General features: G+C 59.8%; 13 protein-coding genes and 3 pseudogenes. 14 read left to right on the top strand and 2 right to left on the bottom strand.

All coding sequences use genetic code 11. From position 1 onward, the window contains the following. Positions 1–29 precede the first annotated feature (29 nt). The 5 genes from HLH48_RS10740 (at position 30) to HLH48_RS10760 (ending at position 5,020) form a co-directional block, all read left to right on the top strand. Positions 30–1,106 carry an HlyD family secretion protein gene (locus tag HLH48_RS10740; protein ID WP_182997507.1) on the top strand — a complete coding sequence of 359 codons (1,077 nt, stop codon included), beginning with the start codon at positions 30–32 and terminating at the stop codon, positions 1,104–1,106. Positions 1,107–1,116: 10 nt separating this feature from the next. Further along, the gene (locus tag HLH48_RS10745; RefSeq protein ID WP_182997508.1) at positions 1,117–2,682 is read left to right on the top strand and encodes an efflux transporter outer membrane subunit; all 1,566 of its coding nucleotides are present in this window, start codon (positions 1,117–1,119) and stop codon (positions 2,680–2,682) included. Next, positions 2,679–3,404: a pirin family protein gene (locus tag HLH48_RS10750; RefSeq protein ID WP_182997509.1), complete on the top strand. Its 726-nt coding sequence runs from the start codon at positions 2,679–2,681 to the stop codon at positions 3,402–3,404. Before HLH48_RS10745 ends, HLH48_RS10750 begins: the two co-directional genes overlap by 4 nt. Positions 3,405–3,528: 124 nt before the next feature. After that, a complete protein-coding gene (locus HLH48_RS10755; RefSeq protein WP_182997510.1) occupies positions 3,529–4,365 on the top strand; it encodes a fumarylacetoacetate hydrolase family protein in 837 nt (278 codons plus the stop codon). Positions 4,366–4,414: 49 nt separating this feature from the next. Next, positions 4,415–5,020, top strand: coding sequence for a nitroreductase family protein (locus tag HLH48_RS10760; protein ID WP_182997557.1), 606 nt, complete (start codon positions 4,415–4,417; stop codon positions 5,018–5,020). 5 nt (positions 5,021–5,025) lie between these two features. On the opposite strand, the gene acs is transcribed toward HLH48_RS10760, so the two are convergent. Next, positions 5,026–6,921: an acetate--CoA ligase gene (gene acs, locus HLH48_RS10765; RefSeq protein WP_182997511.1), complete on the bottom strand. Its 1,896-nt coding sequence runs from the start codon at positions 6,919–6,921 to the stop codon at positions 5,026–5,028. A 423-nt stretch (positions 6,922–7,344) separates the two neighbouring features. Here acs and HLH48_RS10770 point away from each other — a divergent pair. From HLH48_RS10770 to HLH48_RS10790, 5 genes and pseudogenes are all read left to right on the top strand, one after another. Then, positions 7,345–7,927: pseudogene (locus tag HLH48_RS10770) on the top strand (transposase); the annotation flags it as partial. Positions 7,928–8,065: 138 nt separating this feature from the next. Continuing rightward, on the top strand, positions 8,066–9,211 hold the full coding sequence (locus HLH48_RS10775; RefSeq protein ID WP_182997512.1) for a 3-dehydroquinate synthase family protein: 1,146 nt from the start codon (positions 8,066–8,068) through the stop codon (positions 9,209–9,211). 1 nt (position 9,212) lies between these two features. After that, entirely contained in the window at positions 9,213–9,971 is a 759-nt protein-coding gene (locus HLH48_RS10780; RefSeq protein ID WP_182997513.1) for an SDR family NAD(P)-dependent oxidoreductase, read from the top strand. After that, positions 9,961–11,178, top strand: coding sequence for an MFS transporter (locus HLH48_RS10785; protein ID WP_182997514.1), 1,218 nt, complete (start codon positions 9,961–9,963; stop codon positions 11,176–11,178). The genes HLH48_RS10780 and HLH48_RS10785 overlap by 11 nt, the downstream gene beginning before the upstream one ends. 38 nt (positions 11,179–11,216) lie before the next feature. Then, a complete protein-coding gene (locus HLH48_RS10790) occupies positions 11,217–11,819 on the top strand; it encodes an HAD family hydrolase (protein WP_182997515.1) in 603 nt (200 codons plus the stop codon). Between the two features lie 11 nt (positions 11,820–11,830). Here HLH48_RS10790 and HLH48_RS10795 read toward each other — a convergent pair. After that, positions 11,831–12,824, bottom strand: a pseudogene (locus HLH48_RS10795) (IS481 family transposase). 60 nt (positions 12,825–12,884) lie between these two features. On the opposite strand from HLH48_RS10795, the pseudogene HLH48_RS23230 reads away from it, so the two are divergent. The 4 genes and pseudogenes from HLH48_RS23230 (at position 12,885) to HLH48_RS10825 (ending at position 19,557) form a co-directional block, all read left to right on the top strand. Next, positions 12,885–13,788: pseudogene (locus HLH48_RS23230) on the top strand (IS5 family transposase). Positions 13,789–14,123: 335 nt separating this feature from the next. After that, positions 14,124–16,580 carry an ACP S-malonyltransferase gene (locus tag HLH48_RS10815; protein WP_182997516.1) on the top strand — a complete coding sequence of 819 codons (2,457 nt, stop codon included), beginning with the start codon at positions 14,124–14,126 and terminating at the stop codon, positions 16,578–16,580. Beyond that, the gene (locus HLH48_RS10820; RefSeq protein ID WP_182997517.1) at positions 16,570–17,949 is read left to right on the top strand and encodes a hypothetical protein; all 1,380 of its coding nucleotides are present in this window, start codon (positions 16,570–16,572) and stop codon (positions 17,947–17,949) included. The genes HLH48_RS10815 and HLH48_RS10820 overlap by 11 nt, the downstream gene beginning before the upstream one ends. Positions 17,950–18,033: 84 nt before the next feature. Beyond that, positions 18,034–19,557, top strand: coding sequence for a hypothetical protein (locus HLH48_RS10825; RefSeq protein ID WP_182997518.1), 1,524 nt, complete (start codon positions 18,034–18,036; stop codon positions 19,555–19,557). The last annotated feature ends 2 nt before the right edge of the window (positions 19,558–19,559 follow it).

Genomic DNA, 19,559 nt, shown 5'->3' on the forward strand with positions numbered 1-19,559 from the left:
GGCCGCCGGGGCCGCCAGAGGGAATATTCATGAACGGAACAACGAAGGCGCTGCTGCTGGCGGCCGGCGTGGTGGTGCTGGGGGCCGCGGCCTGGGGCGGCGACCGCCTTGTGCTTGGAGACGGCGTGCGGGTCGAGACCAACGACGCCTATGTGTCGGCCTATTCCTCGGTCGTCGCCCCCAAGGTCGGCGGTCGCATCGAAGCCGTGATGGCGCAGGACAACGAGCAGGTCCGCAAGGGCGAGGTGCTGGCCCATATCGAGGATGACGACTACCGCGCGGCGCTCACCGTGGCGCGGGGCAATCTCGCCGCCGCGCGCGCCGACATCGCCAATCTGCAGGCGGAATTCACCCGGCAGGACGCACTGATCGCGGCGGCGCGGGCGGCGGTGCAGTCGGACGACGCCCAGCTCGTCTTCGCGCAGCAGGACGAGGCGCGCTACCGCAACCTGGCGGCCGGCGGCGCCGGCACGACCGAGCAACGCCAGCGCACGGCGGCGCAGACCCGCGAGGCCACGGCCGCGAAAGCCCGCGACGAGGCGAGCGTGCAGGCCGCGATCCAGGAAAAGGATGTGCTCGCCGCCCAGATCGCGCGCGCCAGGGGTAATCTGACCCGCGCCGAAGGCGAGGAGCAACGGGCGGAACTGGACCTGTCCTATTGCACCATCCCGGCGCCGGTGGACGGCGTGGTCGGCGCGCGTGGCGTGCGCGTGGGCAACTACGTTAATCCCGGCAGTGCGTTGATGGCGGTCACCCCGGTCCAGGATGCGTTCGTGGTTGCCCATTTCCAGGAGACGCAGCTCACGCACGTTGTGCCGGGGCAGAAAGCGACGGTGTGGGTCGATACGTTCCCAGGTCAGCCGCTCCGTGCCCATGTCGACAGCATCCCGCCGGCGACCGGTGTCGCGTTCGCGCCGATCCAGCCGGATAATGCGACCGGCAACTTCACCAAGGTGGTCCAGCGTCTGCCGGTGCGCATCACCTTCGATCCGGGGCAGCCTCTGGCGGCGCGGGTCCGGGTGGGGATGTCGGTCGAGGTGGCAGTCGATACGGCATCGCGCCCGGAAGGTCCGAAGGCGGACGACCCCCGCTATGCGTGGCGGTGAGGGACGGATCATGACCGCAGTCCTCAACCGCCGCATGCTCGCTCTGGCGAGCGCGCTCCTGCTCGGCGCCTGCACGGTCGGGCCCGACTATCACAAGCCCGATCTCGCCAGCGCGCCGCACTGGCATCGCGGCCTGGCGGATGCCGAAAGCCACCCGGTGGAAAGTGCCGCCGATCCGCAATGGTGGACGATCTATCGCGATCCGGTGCTGACCGCGCTGGAACAGCAGGTGGCGTCCGCCAATCTGGATCTGCGCGCGAGCGCCTATCGCCTGGCGGAAAGCGTCGCCGAGCGGCGGATTGCGAGCGCGGCACAGTTCCCGCATGTGGAGGGGAATGCCTCCTACGCACGCGAGCGGGCCAGCACCAACGGTATCCTCGGCCTGCTTGGCACGCTGGAGCGCGCCGGCGCGGGCGATGTCGCCAGCGGCGCGCAGGGCTTCGGCCCCGTGGCCGTGCCGGGCACGGTCGGCAATCCGTCCTTCAACCTGCCGCAATACGGCATGAGCGCGTCCTGGGAGGTCGATCTCTGGGGTCATGTCCGGCGCCAAGTCGAGGCCGCCACCGCGGCGGTCAAGGCGACGCAGGACATGCAGCGGGATGTCCTGGTCTCGCTGATGGCCGAGACCGCGCAGGATTATCTCGATCTGCGCGGCGTGCAGGCGCAGATCGCCATCGTCGGCCGCAATATCGACACTGCCCGGCACAGCGTTGCCCTGACGGGCCTGCGCTTTGCGCAAGGCGCCTCCACCCAACTGGACGTGGCGGATTCGCGCGGACAGCTCAGCGAATTCCAGTCGCGCCTGCCGATCCTGCAGAGCCAGGAAGTGCATCTGATCAACGCGCTGAGCTTTCTCGTCGCGCGAGAGCCGGGCGCCCTCAAGACGCAACTGGGCACGCCGGCTCCGATTCCGCCGGTGCCCGATGCGGTGCCGATCGGCCTGCCGTCGGAACTGGCGGAACGCCGGCCGGACATTCGCGTGGCTGAAGAGCAGTTGCATGTCGCCACCGCCAGCATCGGCGTGGCCGTGGCGGATTTCTTTCCGCGCGTTACGTTGTCCGGCAGCCTTGACGTTCAGGCGCTGCAATTCAGCGGGCTCGGCTCCTGGGCGTCCCGGCAGTACGGGTTCGGCCCGACCATGACGCTGCCTTTGTTCGAGGGCGGTCGCCTGACCGGGCAATTGCGCCTGCGCCGGGCGCAGCAGAAGGAAGCGGCGATCACCCTGCAGCGCACCATCCTCAAGGCATGGCAGGAGATCGACGACGCCATGGCCGATTTCTCCGCCGCGCAACAGCAGCGCGACCGGCTGAAGGAGACCGTGGCCCAGAACGAAACGGCCGTACGTCTGGCCCAGCAGCAGTATGTGCAGGGGGCGTCGGATTTCCTGAATGTGCTGACCTTGCAGAACGCGCTCCTGGCCAGCCAGAACCAGCTCGTGCAGTCGACGACGGCGGTTTCGGTCTCGGTGACCCACCTTTATCGCGCGCTCGGCGGCGGTTGGGAGGCGCGTTATCCTGTCACGACCGCCCAACGGTCGATGCTTCCCCGCTCGAGGCAGGGAGAGCGCCAGGGATGATCACGGTCCGGCATCCTTCCGAGCTGGGCCATTTGGTCCAGGAGGGCGTCAAACTCGACTGTCACTTCGCGTTCCGAGATTACGTCCACTCGGCTCCCGTGCATTGGGGACGGCTCCGGGTGCTCAACCGGATCGAACTGGAGGCGGATGCTGCCTTCAGGCTGGACCATGAAAGCGCGATGGAGATCGTGACTCTGGTGCTGGAAGGCGCCGTCGTGGCAATGGCGGACGATCTGGGCGACAGCCTATTGAAGCCGGGCGATTGTCATGTCGTCAGTACCGGCGATGGCGTGGCGCTGGCAACGTGGAAAACCGGCGGTGCGCCGGCCTCGCTCCTACAGCTATGGCTGCTGCCCGAAGAGGACGGGGGCGCACCGGAAATCGGCCTGCGCCGCAACGGGGATCGCTTCGGGCATCAGCATGCCCTGCTGGCCAGCGGCTTTCCCGCCGACGATCCGGAGGAAACGGATCAGGGGCGGTCGGGTGACCCGCTGCCGCTGAAGGCGCGCGCCCGCGTGCTTCGCCTCACGCTCCCGGTCGGTGGACAGGCCGTCGTCCCGACCTATGCGGATCGCTGCGTCTATGCTCTCGTCGTTGCGGGACGCGTGGAAATTCTTGGGCACGACGCCGACGTGGGCTGTGGTATTGCGATCACGGGATGCGAGACGGTGACTGTGCATGCGCTCGAGCCATCCACCCTGGTCGTCTGCGATTCTGACTGAAGTAGACGAGCCTGAAGGCGGGGGCGGGGAAACCCAAGCGTGTATGGAATTGCCGGACATCCGTGGCGGGCCCCAGCGGCGATACGCTCAGTCTCGGCGCCGCCGGTAGAAGGAGGATATAATTATGAGGCTCTGTCGCTACGGCGCTCCAGGGGAAGAACGGGCGGGACTGGTGGACGCGGCGGGTGGCTTGCGCAGCCTGGCGGGTGTAATCGGGGATGTATCGCCGGAGGTTCTGGCTCCGGCGCGCCTAGCCGCTCTGGCGGACATCGATCTCCGGACCTTGCCGCCCGTGGAGGCGGGTGTGCGCCTCGGGGTGCCGGTTGCGGGGATCGGAAAATATGTCTGTATCGGACTCAATTACCGGGACCATGCCGATGAGGCGGGTCTACCGGTGCCCGAGGAGCCGATTGTGTTTCTCAAGGCGATTACGGCGCTCTCCGGGCCTGACGATCCGATAATCCCGCCGATTGGCGCAACACAGTTGGACTGGGAAGCCGAACTCGCGGTCATCATCGGTACGTGCGCGAAGAACGTCACGGTGGGCGAGGCGCTGGACCACGTCGCGGGTTACTGCATCGCCAATGACGTCTCCGAACGCGCCTTCCAGATGCAGTCCAGCCAGTGGGACAAGGGCAAGGGCTGCGACACGTTCGGTCCGCTCGGCCCGTGGCTGGTGACCCGGGACGAGGTGCCCGATCCTCAGGACCTGGCGATCTGGCTCGAGGTGAACGGGCGCCGGATGCAGAGCGGCAACACGCGCACGATGATCTTTTCCGTGGCCGAGATCGTCGCGTACGTCAGCCACTACATGACGCTGATGCCGGGCGACGTCATCGCCACCGGAACCCCTCCGGGCGTCGGGATGGGGATGCGGCCGGAGCCCGTCTATCTCCAGTCCGGCGACGTCGTGGAACTCGGCATTGATGGGCTTGGCCGGCAGAGGCAATGCGTGGCCTGATGGGCTTCGCGCCGCGTGCGGAGCAGATTGAACAGAGGCAGAAAGCATGATGAACGCGATTTTGGACACAATGCTCGCGCGGCGGGCGACGAAGCGCTTCGATGGGACTCACAGGATTCCGGACGAGACGCTGGCCGCCATCCTGCACGCCGCCCGGACGGCGCCCACGGCCTTCAATATCCAGAACTGGCGTTTCCTGGTGGTACGCGACCCCGCCGTGCGGGCCGAGATCAAGGCGGTGGCGTGGAACCAGCCGCAGATTGAGGAATGTTCGGCGCTGATCGTCCTGTGCGCGGACATGCATGCCTATGCGAAGAATCCTGGTCGCTACTGGAAGGACGCACCGGAGGCGATGCGGGAGAAATATGTCGGCATGATAACCCAGTTCTACGAGAACAACCCGGCGATGCAGCGTGACGAGGCGTTCCGCTCCGCCGGCATGGCGGCCTATGCGCTCATGATGGCGGCAACCGCGCATGGCTACGATACTTGTCCGATGGACGGGTTCGATTTCGAGCAGGTGGCGGAGATCATCCGGTTGCCGAAGGACCACGCCCTGGTCATGTTCGTCGCGATCGGTAAGGGGACCGGCGAACTGCCGCCGCACGGCGGACGCATCCCGGACGCCGACATCATTGTCCATGACCGGTTCTAGGCGCGCTATGTCACGCAGGTATGGGGACGCACGGTCGCGATAAGGGTCGCGACGGCGGTGGGGTTCGCAAGGGTCGAAAGGTCGCCGAACCCTTCCGTGTCGCCGCTGGCGATTTTCCGCATTAACCGCCGCACGATCTTACCCGATCGCGTCCGCGGCAGATCGGGGACGACATACACGCGCTCCGGCGCGGCATAGCGGCCGAGCCGCGTTGAGATGGCCCGCGCGACGCGCGACAGGATGTCATCCGGTGCAGGGCCGTTCGACACGACGAAGACCACGATCGCCTGTCCCTTCAGGGCGTGAGGAACACCGACCGCCGCGGATTCGGCGATGGCGGGCTCAGCGGCCAGGGCGTCTTCGATTTCGGCCGATCCGATACGATGGCCGGACACGTTGATCACGTCGTCGACGCGGCCTGTGAGCCAGAAATAGCCATCCCGGTCGCGTCTGGCACCGTCACCCGTGAAATAGAAGCCGGGGAAGGGTCGCAGATAGGTCGCATGGAAATGCGCCTCGTTGCCCCAGATGCCCAGTGCGCGACCCGGCCAGGAACCGGCAATGCACAGCATGCCTTCCGCCTCGCCCTCCAGAATAGTGCCCGATGCGTCCAGCAGGAGCGCGGTGACACCCGGGAGCGGGAATGTCGCCGCACCCGGCCGCGCCTCGATCGCGCCGGGAACAAGCGAAATCATGATGCCACCCGTTTCGGTCTGCCACCACGTGTCCGCCAAGGGACAACGCCCGCCGCCGATCGTGGCATGAAACCATCCCCAGGCTTCCTGGCTGATCGGTTCGCCGACCGAACCCAGGACGCGCAGGCTGGAGAGGTCGTGGCGTTCCGGAACCGCGTCGCCTTCCGCCATCAGCGCGCGGATCGCTGTCGGTGAGGTATAGAACCCCGTCACGCGGTGCTTTTCGATCACCCGCCACCACCGCCCGGGATGGGGATGCGACGGCATGCCCTCGAACAGCAGGATCGTGCCGCCATTCGCCAGCGGGCCGTAGACGACATAGCTGTGGCCCGTGATCCAGCCGATATCGGCGGTGCACCAGAAAATGTCGCCAGGCGCGTGCGCGAAGACCAGGGCGTGCGTATAGGCGGCCCACAGCAGATAGCCCCCGGTCCCATGTACGATACCCTTGGGTTTCCCCGTGCTGCCGGAGGTATACAGCAGGAAGAGGGGCGCATTTGCTTCCATCGCTTCCGGATCGCACAGAGCGGACGCCACGGAGAGCAGTGGGGAGAGGAAACGGTCGCGGCCGTCGGTCATGGGAATGGTCTCCGATGTGACCGACACGACGAAGACATGCCGGATGGGAAGCGACGCGCCATGATCCAGTGCCGCATCGATCGTCGCCTTGAACGGGATGCGCTTGGCACCGCGACGCCCGACATCGGCGGTGATGATCACGCCGGCGCCGCTGTCCGCCAGCCGATCGGCGATCGCCTCCGGCGAAAACCCCCCGAAAAGCACGACATGAATCGCACCAATGCGCGCGCACGCCAACATCGCGATCACGCCTTCCGGCACGCCGGGGAGATGAATGGCCACCCGGTCCCCCGGCGCGACGCCGTGGTCGCGCAACACGTTGGCCATTCGGCACACCTGTGCGAGCAACTGCCGGTAGCTCAGGTGAAGGACATCGTCCTCTTCTTCTCCCTGCCAGATCATGGCCGTCGCGTCGCCGTGCGTTTCAAGATGCCGGTCGAGACAGTTGACGCTGGCGTTCAGCCGGCCATCCGGGAACCAGGTCCCATTGGCATCCACAGCGTGAGTCGGCTGCGCGATCCAATCCAGAGCGCCCGCGCACCTTAGCCAGTAGCGTTCCGGATCGCCGCGCGCTTCATCCCGCCGCCCGTGATATTCACCAAGAGTCGACACCAACGGGAACGCCATTGCGCCATCGCCTTATACTTCATGGTTGAGAAAACGTTGACGTTCCGACGTCGCGTCGATGCCGAACCAAGCCAGTGCGACCGATTATCATTCGACTCACACAGATTCTGCAAACAGAATTTTATCTTATTTTAATAATACAAAGAATGGTACGTACTCTTACGTTGGCTGCCACGCCTTTCAGATGCGCCTTTCGCCTAATTGGCCAATTTTTTGCTTCGGCGATCAAATGGCGCGCGCAAGAATAAAGCGCTTATAAAACAGATATGTAAGAGTCCGTTGGGAACGCCCTTGTGAGTAAATCTATTGGATAGTGTAGCATGGCATGCCGTCCTGAATGGTTTGACGTGCTCCCCGAAAATTGGACCACTTGACGTTGGAATTTTCCACTTATGATCCCGCGATGGGGATGAGGAGAGTTCCATGAAGGCATCGAAGTTCACCGAGGCGCAGATCGCGTTTGTTTTGAAGCAGGCCGAAGGGGGAACGTCGGTCGCCGAAATCTGCCGCAAGGCAGGTATTTCGGACGCGACGTTCTACAATTGGTCGAAGAAATACGCGGGTCTGATGCCGTCCGAGATGAAGCTACTGCGTCTGCTTGAAGACGAGAACGCCAAGCTGAAACGGATCGTGGCGGACCTGTCGCTGGATAAGGCGATGCTGCAGGATGTTCTGTCAAAAAAGCTGTGAGGCCTGCGCGCAAACGCGAACTCGTGGACACGCTTCAGGGCGACTGGAAGGTCTCGACACGGCGCGCCTGCGCGGTGTTGCGGATCGACCGTTCGGTTTACATCTACACGTCGAAGCGTGGCACGCAGGCCGAACTGACACAGCGGATCAAGGAGATTTGCGAAACCCGTGTGCGCTATGGCTACCGCCGCGTTCATATCCTGCTGAAACGAGACGGATGGGCGGTTAATCCGAAGCGGCTCTATCGTCTTTACAAGGAGTTGGCATGCAGTTGCGCAACAAGGTGCCCAGGCGCCGGGTCAAGGCGAAGGTGCGTGCCGCTTACGGCGCAATGGCAATTACGGCAACTGATGACAGAATTGTGTACAATATCATATTGATATCGAATAAATATATATAATAACTAGTATTGTCATGGTTGCGGATGGCGCAAAATTATCTCTAGGAGGTGTTTATGTCCACTTCCCATAAATTAAATATAAAAGCGGACCAGGTATTGTCGTATGACATCGCTACCTGCCACAGCACAGATGAGATAGTATCATCGATACGTGACTGTATTACATCTCTAGGCGGTAAAGATGAGCCCTTCATCATCTTCATGGATGAGGGTCTTCCGGAGGCGCACAGGAAAATATTTTTATCGACACTGGAAGAGCAAGACATAAGATTTTCACTTACTCTCGTACCAGGGGATGAAGATAACAAGACCCTCGAATACGTATTGAAAGTGGTGGATCAGCTAAACGCGGCCTCCGCAAAGCGGCGCAGTACGCCACCAATCGTGATCGGCGGTGGTGTCGTACTAGACGTTGTGGGAATGGCTGCAAGTATATATCGGCGCGGGATACCATTTATTCGAATTCCAACAACCTTGCTAGCTATGGTTGACGTTGGAGTTGCGGCTAAAACCGCAGTTAATCATCTCGGCTATCGCAACAGGCTGGGCACGTTCCATCCTGCTGTTCTCACGGTTATATTTCAGGGGTACCTTGATACGCTTCCTGTTGAACATATCTCAAATGGTTTGGGGGAGATATTCAAACTCGCTCTTATAAAAGACCGAGTTCTGTTTGATTTGATATCAGAACATGGAAATACACTGTTGAGTAATCCAGGAAAATCAACCGACGAGACTGATGAGATTATCATACGCTCTTTGGAAGGTATGGCAGTAGAACTTGAATCCAATCTGTGGGAGTCCGAACTAAAAAGGGTGGTAGACTTTGGCCATACATTTGGCCCTCTTGTAGAGATGTCATTCGTTCCAGATCTTTTTCATGGTAAAGCGGTCGCTCTCGACTGCCTTCTTAGCCTGCTAATTTCGGCAAATCGCGGAATGTTGGAGGAGGTCGACGTAGAATCGGTCTTCGAGGTCGCGAAAAAGCTAGGGCTCGCGGATCATCACCCAGGATTTGACGATGTTGACCTCCTCTGGAGGAGCGTTGAGGATGCCACCTTGCATCGGAATGGCCATCAGAATCTCCCACTGATGACGGGCATAGGATGCTCGACCTTTATTCAGGACCTTACGAAAGCCGAGGTAGCAAAGGCATCTGCCCAGCTAGGAAGCCGACTTCGTTCACCGGGAGTGTCCTGATATGTCAGTGGCGGAAAGAAAGAAGACGGTCCTGATTTTAGGAGGAACATCTGGCATCGGTGCAAGCGCCGCGCGTATTGCAAGTCGCGACGGTTATAACGTCGTGATAACTGGAAGACGTGAAAGCCTCGGTAGAGCTATTACCGAACAAATTATATCTCAAGGGGGAAATGCGCACTATATACAAGCAGATGCTCTAGATCCAGATGATACTGTCCGTGCAGTCGATACTTGTCTGCAATTGTTTGGGTCACTAGATGGCGCATTTAATAATGTTGCAAGTGGGTTGGCAGGAAATATTCGTTCGCTACATCTAAATGACGTAGAAATTATTCTACGGAAAAACATCATTGCGCTCTGGCATGCCCTCAAGTGCGAGATCGAGGCTATGAGGGCAAGTGGAGGCGGATCAATAGTCAACAACCTTTCTATACATGCTTTGCGTCCTATTTTTACAGGGGTTGGAATGTATGTTGCAACTAAATTCGCGGGTCTTGGCCTGACGCGAAGCGTAGCTATCGAAGAGGCGCTCAATCACATACGCATAAATGCCGTGGCGCCTGGTCCTATCGACACGGATATGTATAGAGACGCCGTCAAGAATGATGAGAACTCTAGGACGTGGGTCAGTAGAATACCGATGGGTCGAGTGGGGAAGCCAGAGGAGGTGGCGGAAGTGGTTTTATTTCTACTTTCTGATCGTGCTTCTTTCATAACAGGAGAAACCATATGTATTGATGGTGGTGTAAATGCTTTGTGATTTCTTGCTTGCCGATCATCATTCTACTTTAAAGTCTATAGATGCCGAGATTGGGAATGCAGTGAACAAAGATCGCAATGGAATAATACCAGTTGGCACTGCATTTGCACTCGATGGTGCGGTTATGGGCGTTTGGAGTTCAGAGCTTCCGCGAATCAAAATTGCTCTGTCTATGTCCAATCTACAGACTACGGTGATACTTACTGCTTTAGTCGTCGGTACCATAATATCTGTTATATTAAGAGGAACGTTATTAAGTCGAGTCGACTATAGAAGAATAATGGGGACATCAACATTAATACAAGTCATATTACTTACAGTTACAGTAAACTCAAACAAAATTTTTGTGCTGTTTGTTTTTACTATGCTACTCGGAATGTTTAGAGGTTTTACGGAGGTAATAATAAACCAGAAATCGCTGTTCTTGGAGACGAAAGTTGGCAAGCCAATAAATTCGTATTTCCATGCATTATATAGTATTTTCGGATTTGCTGCTTCTATATCTTTATCCACTATAGGAAATCTGTATTTCAGCGAACAATCATCCTCATATATATTGGAGGCGTGCCTTGTATTGGGTTCGGCATCTCTGTTTCTAATAGAAGCGCAAGCAAACCTCGATATCAGGCACACAAACGAAGTTGCACACGCATCTACATCCATAAACAGAGTTGGAAGTATGTTGGCGTGGCTCGGTGTTACAGCTTTCTTTGCAGTAATGGCAGAGTGTGCGGTCGCTGATTGGTCTGGCATACTGTTTCTCACCGTACATCATATTGATGCGAGATCAGCAGGTATTGGCTACGCGGCTTTCTCCGGGGGGATGGCGGTTGGAAGACTTTTAGGTAGCCATGTCTCCGCCACCATCGGGGATCGCTGGTGTGTCATGATAGGGTCTATGGCTGCGAGCGGTGGACTACTGGCTGGAGTTTATGGCTCTCAGATTATCGCCATATGCGGATTGGTACTCGCCGGCTTGGGGTGTGCGAACCTCGCCCCAATTCTCTATAGGGCGGCTCATAGGCTATCGCCCCGTATCGGGGTCGGGGTGGTCGCAGGGTTTGGCTACTCAGGACTGGTAGCGGGACCCGTTATCGTAGGTGGTATCACCATAGCCACTGGCTCACTGCCAGTAGCTTTTGCGCTTCTATGTGTCGTGTATGCCATGGTAGCTTTGCTGTCGAGATATGTAGTGCCTGCTGGTTAGGCTCCTAAAGTTTATAATCATATAACAAGGTAACAAAGATGTCTAATTCTGGCAATATAATGGACTTAGTCCAAAGTAAGAATTTCAGCGCTTTGATATTCGATTGCGATGGGACTTTGGTTGATACGAAATTTTTCCATTTCTTCACCCTAAGGGGTGCATTGCACGAAGTAGGTATAACTCTCCGGCAGGATTGGTATTTTTCTAGACTAGGGCTTTCCAGGGATGACCTTTTCATCGAAATAAAAAAAGAACAAGACGCTGAATTCGATGAGGAGTCCGTAAAAGAAACAATAAGCAAGACGTACAAACAAAATATACATCATGTAAAAGAAATAGAGCTAGTATCTAGCATTGCTAGGAAGCTTTCAGGAAAGTTACCTCTATCTGTCGCTTCTGGAGGACAGCGGGAGATAGTGCTAAGGACGCTTGCAGCCGTTGGACTCGATAGTATATTCGACTTCGTCGTAACTGTTGAAGATGTCACAAGAGGAAAACCGTCACCTGAACTTTTCCTTCTTGCTGCTTCGAAAATGGGAGTGGCGCCGTCACAATGTCTTGTTCTCGAAGATAGCAACGAAGGGATTGAAGCGGCACATCGAGCCAGTGCGTTGTCGATAGATATTCGAGAGTTTGTATAGCTGCTTTTCCTCTAGATGTTTGGTCCCGGGGTTTGATGGTGCGGATTTTGCGTGAACCTTGATGGCTCGTGTTGCCATTGCTGACAAATGAATTCGTAGGGCGTGAGGCCCCGAAGCGTTTTCAGCCGGCGGGCGAAATTGTAGGCCGCGACAAAGTCACCGAGATGCTGGCGGAGCTGGTCGTGCGTCTCGTAGTAGAAGCGCTTGACGGTCGCGTCCTTGAGCGTCCGGTTCATCCGCTCGACCTGGCCGTTCGTCCACGGATGACGCGGTTTGGTCAGGCGGTGCTCGATGTCGAGATCGGCGCAGGCCAGTTCAAAGGAATGGCAGCGGAACAGGATTTTTTCGGCACGCATCGCCTTGATGTCTTCGGGCGTCCAGCTGTCACCGGACGGATCGGTGAAATGCGTGCCGTTATCCGTCAGCACCGTGTGGATCCGATACGGCACTGAAGCCGCCAACGTGCGTAGGAAGTCGCCGGCTACACGACGCGTGGCCTTTTCATGCAGTTCCACAAACGCGAATTTCGATGTCCTGTCGATCGCGACGAACAGGTAAAGGCGTCCAGCCTCAGTTCGAACCTCGGCCAGATCGATATGGAAGTAACCGATTGGGTAGCGCTTGAACTTCGACCGTTTGGGCTTGTCGCCCATGGTGTCGGGAAGCCAGGAAATGTCATGGCGCTGCAGGCAGCGATGCAATGAAGAGCGCGTCAGATGCGGGATCGTCGCCTGCAGTGCGTAGAGGCAATCATCGAGCGGCAGCAGCGTGTGGCGACGGAACGCCACGATCACGGCTTCTTCTTCGATCGACAGCACCGATGATGATACAGAGCGCGGCCCCGTCGGGCGATCCACAACGTCCGACCGCTTCCTCCACTTCGCGACCGTCTTCTGATTGATGCCGTAACGCTGGGCCAGAGCCCTCAGGCTCTCTTGACCATGCTGTATTGCTCGACGGACTGCCGCGGTCGCAGTGCGCGCTCCCGTGGTGTATCTGGCCCATAATGCCTCCTTCCATTCGAGTGAAAAGATCGCACCATCAAACCCCGGAACCAAACACTCGATCCACCCGCAAGCCCGGACGACGCCTTTTGTCCGGGCCGAGATTGCCCGCTCGACGGAAACGACTGGCGCGTTGGCGCGACGCTTCGGCATCAGCGACGAGACCGTGCGTAAATGGCGCAAGCGCGGTGCCGAAGCATGTTCGGATCGCAGCAGCAAACCACGATCGTTAGCCTGGAAAGGCGGACGCCCGCGTGTGCCCGACCGTGCGGCGATCACGGGGATACTGTTCGTTCTGCTGACGGGCATTCCGTGGGAGAGGCTACCGCGCGAGATGGGGTGCGGTTCGGGGGTGACCTGCTGGCGCCGCCTGCGCGACTGGCAGGAGGCGGACGTATGGGCGAAACTGCACCGTGAGTTGCTGACCCGGCTGCATTGCGCGGGCCGGATCGACTGGAGCCGGGCTTGCATGGACAGTTCGTCCATTCCTGAAAAAAGGGGGCGATGCGACCGGTCCGAACCCGACGGATCGTGGAAAGCCGGGCTCAAAGCGCCACGTCGTCACTGACCGACAGGGTATTCCGTTGACCGTCCTGCTCTCTGGCGCCAACGTCCATGACAGCCGGATGCTCGAGCCCCTGCTCGATGCGATCCCCGCCATCCGGGGTAAACGCGGCCGCCCGAAACATCGGCCCGCAAAGCTCCATGCCGACAAGGGATATGATTACCGGCGCTGCCGCGCCGCCTGCACGCGACGCGGTATCAGGCACCGTATCGCCCGCAGGGGTATCGAAAGCAGCCAGAATCTTGGCAGGCATCGTTGGGTCGTCGAACGAACCTTCGCATGGATCGCCCGCTTCCGTCGCCTCGCCGTTCGCTACGAAAGACGGGCCGACATTCATCTCGCCTTCACGCTCATCGCTTGCGCACTCATCTGCTTCAAGGCGCTCAATTCATGGTTTTGAAAGGCACTCTTAAGAGTTGCGCGATCGTGTCGCGTTTCCATAACCTGTCCATCGCACTTCGACGGTAAGAGGCGCTTTCTTACCAAAGAATGATATCATTAATGATACCAGCGCACAAAAAAGTACGCTATTGACTCAAACATAGGATGATTTGCAAAGATGGGCGTCGTCGACTGCCCCATCTATCCAGATCTGCTTCGTGTCATTGCGGCATAAGTGTCAAAAATCAAGAATAAATAAGTCTAAATCCGTCTTGTGCCCGTTTCTGTGAGCGCCACGAACGCCGGCTGAAGCGTCGATATTGAAAGACTGTTTTTCTTGAGAGGATCGTGCCGATGAGCATCAGTCAGAAATCTGAGGGTCGCAATTCGAGCGCCCATGTCGAGCCCTCTGCGCGAAAGGACGCGCGCGAAGCCGCCGTCATGAGACCGGTCGGTTTCTTCCCCGGACTGGGCAGCCGCGCGGCGTATCGCCAGCTTGAACGCGATCTGTTCGAGAGTGACGTACCGGACGTTCGTCAGGTTTTCCCGGAAGCGGCGGAAGCCCTTGGCTATGATCCCCAACGCCTCGTCCTGCGGGATTCCAATATTCCTGTTGATCGGATCGAGCGGCAGGCGTTTCTGGGTGCCGCGCTGCTGGTTCACGGGATCGCCTTGCATCGCTATCTCGTCGATGTCGCGCGACGAAACGGGACGGAGATCCGCTTTGTGGCCTTCACCGGCGAAAGCTTCGGCATCATCACCGCGGCGGTCGCCGCGGGTGCCCTGTCCGTCGCCCACGGCGCGACGCTCGCCCATGCGCTGGCCCCGTTCATCCTCGTCGGCGCCGAGGGCGTGTCATCGCCGTCGCTTCTGCAGGCGCGTGTCGCCAAAATGCTGGCCGCTGTCGGCGTCACACAGCCTCTTGTGCTCCAGCCCGCGCATGTCGTGGCGCTGACGGGTCATCCGGACGTCGTGAATCGCGTCCTGGTGGCGATCGGCGATGTCTATGACGTGTCCGACGTGGAACTGCACAAGACCTATGCCGCGAATCAGGCGAATGTCTATGTCCGGACGGGCGCCAGGGAAAGCTTCGGGCTCTTCATGCGCAACTTCCCGGACATCGCGGTGCAGGAACTGAAAGAGCCGACACGGTTCATGGCACACGCGGCCCGCATGGCGCCGATCCGGGAAGCATTCGCTCGAATGATGGACAGCGAAGGCATCCGGTTCCGGGATGCGCACACGCCGCTGATCTGCAATCATGCCAATCGCATCGTCCACCAGGCTGCGGACGTGCGCGATGCCGTTCTGTCCATCATCGATTGCGTCATGGAATCGCGCTGGACCGCCGATAATTGCGAGCATGTCGGCGGCAACGTCGTGCTGGAACTTGGCCAGGGCGGCAAATCGGTGCAGCTTCTGGTCGATAACGGCATCACCCTGCCGGCGATCGCTTATGCCGGCGGCCAGGACGATACGGACGCCCTCGTGGCGGCCGCGACGCTGCTGCAGGAGGTTGGCGGCGTTACAGCGCGGGACACCGATGGGAGGGCACACCTCCAGGACGGTGATTTGGCCGTGTTGAGGCGGATGTTCGGCGTGCCGGCACGCTATCCCGTGGTCCGGGACTTTATGCTCCGGGAATTCACGCGCATGATTGCTGCCTTTCAAGTGACTTCCCCGAGTTCCTTATCGCCGTCGCTGCGACGGTTTCTTGAGATCTACCAGCACACCTCCGCCGCGCGCGACGATCTCGACCTTGCGGGAGGAGAACTCGCGCTTCAGGTGCAAGCGAAGAAGAGTGTCGTGGGGGACAGCCACACGCTGGGGCGCGTGACCACGGAGATCAAGATCCTCAAGCCGGACGGTTCGGTGACGGACCGGTGTTCCGCCGGTCGCTGGACGCCGGAGGCGCTGGTCTTCCATTTCAGCTGCCTGGACGACGCTCCGGTGCTGGACCTGATCCGCAGAGCCCGTCGCATGGCCGAACATCACGAAGAGGTCGCAGCGCTCTATGAAAAGTTCACGTCCACGCTGTCGTTTGACGCCAGCGCGGATGCGGCGGGACCGGGGGCGGCCGGGGTGATGTCCCCGCAGGCGGTCGCAACGCTTCAGATCCTGCATCAGCTTGCACTGCTGATCCTGTTGCGGGCGGAACGTCCGGCGATCTTCCTGTCACACGACTACTATTTCGCGGGCGGCGATGTTCTGGGGTGGTGCGTGGCGCTCTGTGCCGCGGGTGCGCTGGATACCGAAGACGCCGTAACGCTGTATGCCGATCACCTGCGCGGCGCCATCATGGTGGACGCGACGCCGAATGCCGGGCGCAATGACGTTCTCGGGCGGCTTCGGGACGCCGCGGCCCCGCTTGTCTCTGCGGCTGGCGTGCCGGTGACGGCGGCCAAAGATATCGCGTCCGCGACGCGGGGCCTGTTCGAACTGCCCCTCGCCGAGCAACGACCCTGTTCGCTTCGTCTCAACGGCGATGTCCAGATTGTCTGCCTGGGCGCGGATCCCGGCGAGGGCACATTCGATACGGCGCCCTATGGCAGCGCGGTCACCGTCGTGCTTACGGCGGAACAAATTGCTCAACGCAGCCATAGCGCGTCTCTCGAAGCCCTGGAACATGGATGCGTATCGTCCCTCACCGGCGATAACCAGCGTGTTCTGCATTTCGCGCGCGGCCGGAAGATCCTGAGCAGCACCGTTTTCTCCTACATCAAACTCGGCGAGCGCGTTCTGGGTTTTGGAAAGGGCGGCAGCGAATCCATGACCATGTTCGTCACCGCGGAGGACCACCATGCAGCATGAAAACGTCATCGTTCGGAAGATCCTGAGCGAAGCCCTGATCGCCGTCGGCTGGAATCCGGAGGGGACCGGCGTCATGCTGCCGCCCTTCACCAAAGCCAAGCGGCAGGCTGAATTCCTGCAGGCCCTGCCGGACCCGGCGCGGCGCTACTTTCCGCGCGTGTTCGATATCCTCGAACGCGAGATCCCGGTGCCTACCCATTATCTCAAGGAAACGGACCGCCCCACCTTCAAGGAACTGATCTATGAGATGAGCTTCGTGCCGGGAGAGGAGGTCAGCCGCTATGTCGAGCGTTGCAGCCCGCCGCCGGCGATCATGGCCCGCATCTACGAGCAGATCGCCCTCGTGCTGCGCAACGACGTGCACAGCCTGCGGCGCGTGGCGTCTCCGGGCGATACGCTGGAGGCATCCTATTTCCGGAAGATCGAAGACCGCCTGGATCTGTGCCGCAGCACCGCGCCAAATACCTTCAACGAAAAACTACTGGATACGGACCACATTATCATCAACGGGGTACGCTATCGGAACTTCCGGAGGATCCTGGGCATTTTGCGGGAAAACGCGGCCTATTGCGATGTGCTCGAGCCGCGCTTCCATGCCCTCGTCATGGGAGATACCAATACCGAGAATATCAAGATCAATGACGTGGCGCCTTTGGTCCGTGCCCAGGCGCTGATCGAGGCAGATGCACCGGCGGCGGACATCGAGGCCGCGCTGGACGCCATTACGGCGGCTTCGATCGATTTACGGTTCCTCGATCCGCGCGCGATCGGCTTCGACAGCGAAGGTGCTGAGACGCGCGACGACCCGATGTACGACAACAAGCCCTGGCACAATTCGCTCGGTCACTACGACGAAGTACATCACGAGCGCTTCGATCTTTCGGTCTCGGTCGGGGAGGGACGCACACCCGAGGTCGAAATCCGCTATGAACCAGGCAATCCGTATGAGCACTCCTACAGGGTCGAGGATCTGACCGAGCGCAACATCGACATCGACGAACGTCCCGATGTGACGGGGATGGAGCGCTATTTCGCGCCGGTGATGCGCAAGCTCTATGACCTCGACAATCCTCATTCCGCCGCGGTTGCCGAGGATCCGCACTGGCTGGTCCGGTTCGTGTTCATGATGGGGGCGCATTTCACCGCCATGCCGCCGTTCCATTTCCAGATGGAACTCGACGGCAGCCTGGTCGACTCGTATCTCGTGCAGCGGCGTCCGGTAGCCATCTTTTGCGAGGGAATCCGCTGGCTGAACTGGTCGCTGGAAATGCTCGAGGGGAAGCGCCGGAAGTTCCTGGGAGTCCCCGTGCCCGATTACGCGGTGCCGTCTCTGTCCGAGCCGGCGCTGGTGGACGTGATGGAAGCGTAGCAGACGAACTGACGCGTCGCCCAAGACCCAATTTCCGGTCGGACATGGTCGGCGGCCGTTGAGCCGCCTCGAAGGAAGAATGTGATGGTCACAACGCCCAATCCCGCATTGTCGCGCTTCGGCATGGCGGCTCTGGCTCCCGAATCGCGTGTCATCTGCACGCCCTGGAGCCGGATGGTCCGGGGGCTCTCCCTCGGCCAGTACCCAGTCGATTATAACGAACCGCTTGCGTCCGTCGTCCATCAGGCGCGCGACGTCCTGCTCCGCAAAATCTCCCGGCCCGAGGGCTATCTGCGCTTCGCGCTGCTGCTGGCCGATCTGGCCGTCCAGTCGTGCCGTCCCGGCGCCCGGGTCGACCGCGCCGGGCTCAAGGCCAGCGCGACTGGTCTGATGGACGCGCTGCGCGCGGAGAGAAATCCCTATTACGCCGTCGTCGGCGGTGGCATCCTGTTCGACGCCTTCGCCAAATTGCGGCTCGATATCACGCTGCTCGTCAACGCCGAACGCGATTTCGCGGAGGAGATGCTGGCGACGGTCGATCGCATCCAGCCCGACCAGATCAAGGACGAAAATGCCGGCAACCACGGCGAATACGAGAAGCTGTTCGCCTATACGTCGCTCTTCCTGGGTATGGGGCAGGCGGGGCTGCAAGGGAAACTGACCGCGGGCCGCCGCAATCGCGTCCGGGAGGCGCTCGACCTGATCCAGACGGTTCCGTCCCCCTTTTTCAAGGGGCGTGGCTGCTCGATGCTGTTCTCGGTGCTGTCGGCGATCGGACTGGACGGGATGATTTTCGACGACGGCCATGACTTCATGAAGGACGTGCTGGACTACGTCGATCAGGATGATGAGATCAGCTTCCCGCTGCGCTTTCCGCAGCCGATCTCGCCGGCCTATGTCAAGATCTACCCGCGTGTGACGATGCTGAACGCGATCGCGGTTTCGGGGCGCACATCCTATGCGACGATGGGGCACGATCGGCTGGCCGAGCTGAAGCCGCTCTGGGCCGATCTGGAACCGCCGGAGAAGATGCACCAGGGACTGTATTACCTCATCGCCTTGCATAATCTCGGCAAGATGTCGGAGGAGATCGGCGGAGAGGGGGCCATCGTCGACGAACTGGTCCGTTATCTCGACGTCGTGGATCCCGGTGCCAATTTCTTCCTCAATGGCCTGTCGCATGCCTATATCGTGGAAACCGCGATGGTCACGGGACGGCTTGACGCGATCTCCGGTCCGGCGATCGACCGCATTGCCGATTGCTTCGCGCACATGGACGCGACCCCGCTCGACCGTGTCAGCCGTGCCTATCCGTTCGCCTATGACCTCAATGCCCTCGGCGAGGTGGGCGAAGCCGGCAAGCTGTTCGAGCCACGCCCGGCATATGGCGGTACCTCGGCATTCTCCTGGCTTGTCGATCAGTTTTCATCGGACGGCCAGGTCGAGGGCAGCCGAATTCTGATGCTGGGGAATGCCCTGATCGGGTTGGGATTGCGCCTGCGCGGCGTAGAAAACGACTCCACGGAAATGTTCGATCGCTTCGCGGAGCGAGTTGGCTGGGGCGATCGGTGTTTCACGTCCGGTGAATCTCGTGTTCGTGTTGCCTAATC

This window comes from Gluconacetobacter sacchari, assembly GCF_014174255.1.
GTDB classification, from domain to species: domain Bacteria; phylum Pseudomonadota; class Alphaproteobacteria; order Acetobacterales; family Acetobacteraceae; genus Gluconacetobacter; species Gluconacetobacter sacchari.

Coding starts and splice junctions, on each gene's coding strand:
- HLH48_RS10740 (WP_182997507.1), top strand. CDS start 30: ATGAACGGAACAACGAAGGCGCTGCTGCTGGCGGCCGGCGTGGTGGTG.
- HLH48_RS10745 (WP_182997508.1), top strand. CDS start 1,117: ATGACCGCAGTCCTCAACCGCCGCATGCTCGCTCTGGCGAGCGCGCTC.
- HLH48_RS10750 (WP_182997509.1), top strand. CDS start 2,679: ATGATCACGGTCCGGCATCCTTCCGAGCTGGGCCATTTGGTCCAGGAG.
- HLH48_RS10755 (WP_182997510.1), top strand. CDS start 3,529: ATGAGGCTCTGTCGCTACGGCGCTCCAGGGGAAGAACGGGCGGGACTG.
- HLH48_RS10760 (WP_182997557.1), top strand. CDS start 4,415: ATGAACGCGATTTTGGACACAATGCTCGCGCGGCGGGCGACGAAGCGC.
- acs (WP_182997511.1), bottom strand. CDS start 6,921: ATGGCGTTCCCGTTGGTGTCGACTCTTGGTGAATATCACGGGCGGCGG.
- HLH48_RS10775 (WP_182997512.1), top strand. CDS start 8,066: ATGTCCACTTCCCATAAATTAAATATAAAAGCGGACCAGGTATTGTCG.
- HLH48_RS10780 (WP_182997513.1), top strand. CDS start 9,213: ATGTCAGTGGCGGAAAGAAAGAAGACGGTCCTGATTTTAGGAGGAACA.
- HLH48_RS10785 (WP_182997514.1), top strand. CDS start 9,961: ATGCTTTGTGATTTCTTGCTTGCCGATCATCATTCTACTTTAAAGTCT.
- HLH48_RS10790 (WP_182997515.1), top strand. CDS start 11,217: ATGTCTAATTCTGGCAATATAATGGACTTAGTCCAAAGTAAGAATTTC.
- HLH48_RS10815 (WP_182997516.1), top strand. CDS start 14,124: ATGAGCATCAGTCAGAAATCTGAGGGTCGCAATTCGAGCGCCCATGTC.
- HLH48_RS10820 (WP_182997517.1), top strand. CDS start 16,570: ATGCAGCATGAAAACGTCATCGTTCGGAAGATCCTGAGCGAAGCCCTG.
- HLH48_RS10825 (WP_182997518.1), top strand. CDS start 18,034: ATGGTCACAACGCCCAATCCCGCATTGTCGCGCTTCGGCATGGCGGCT.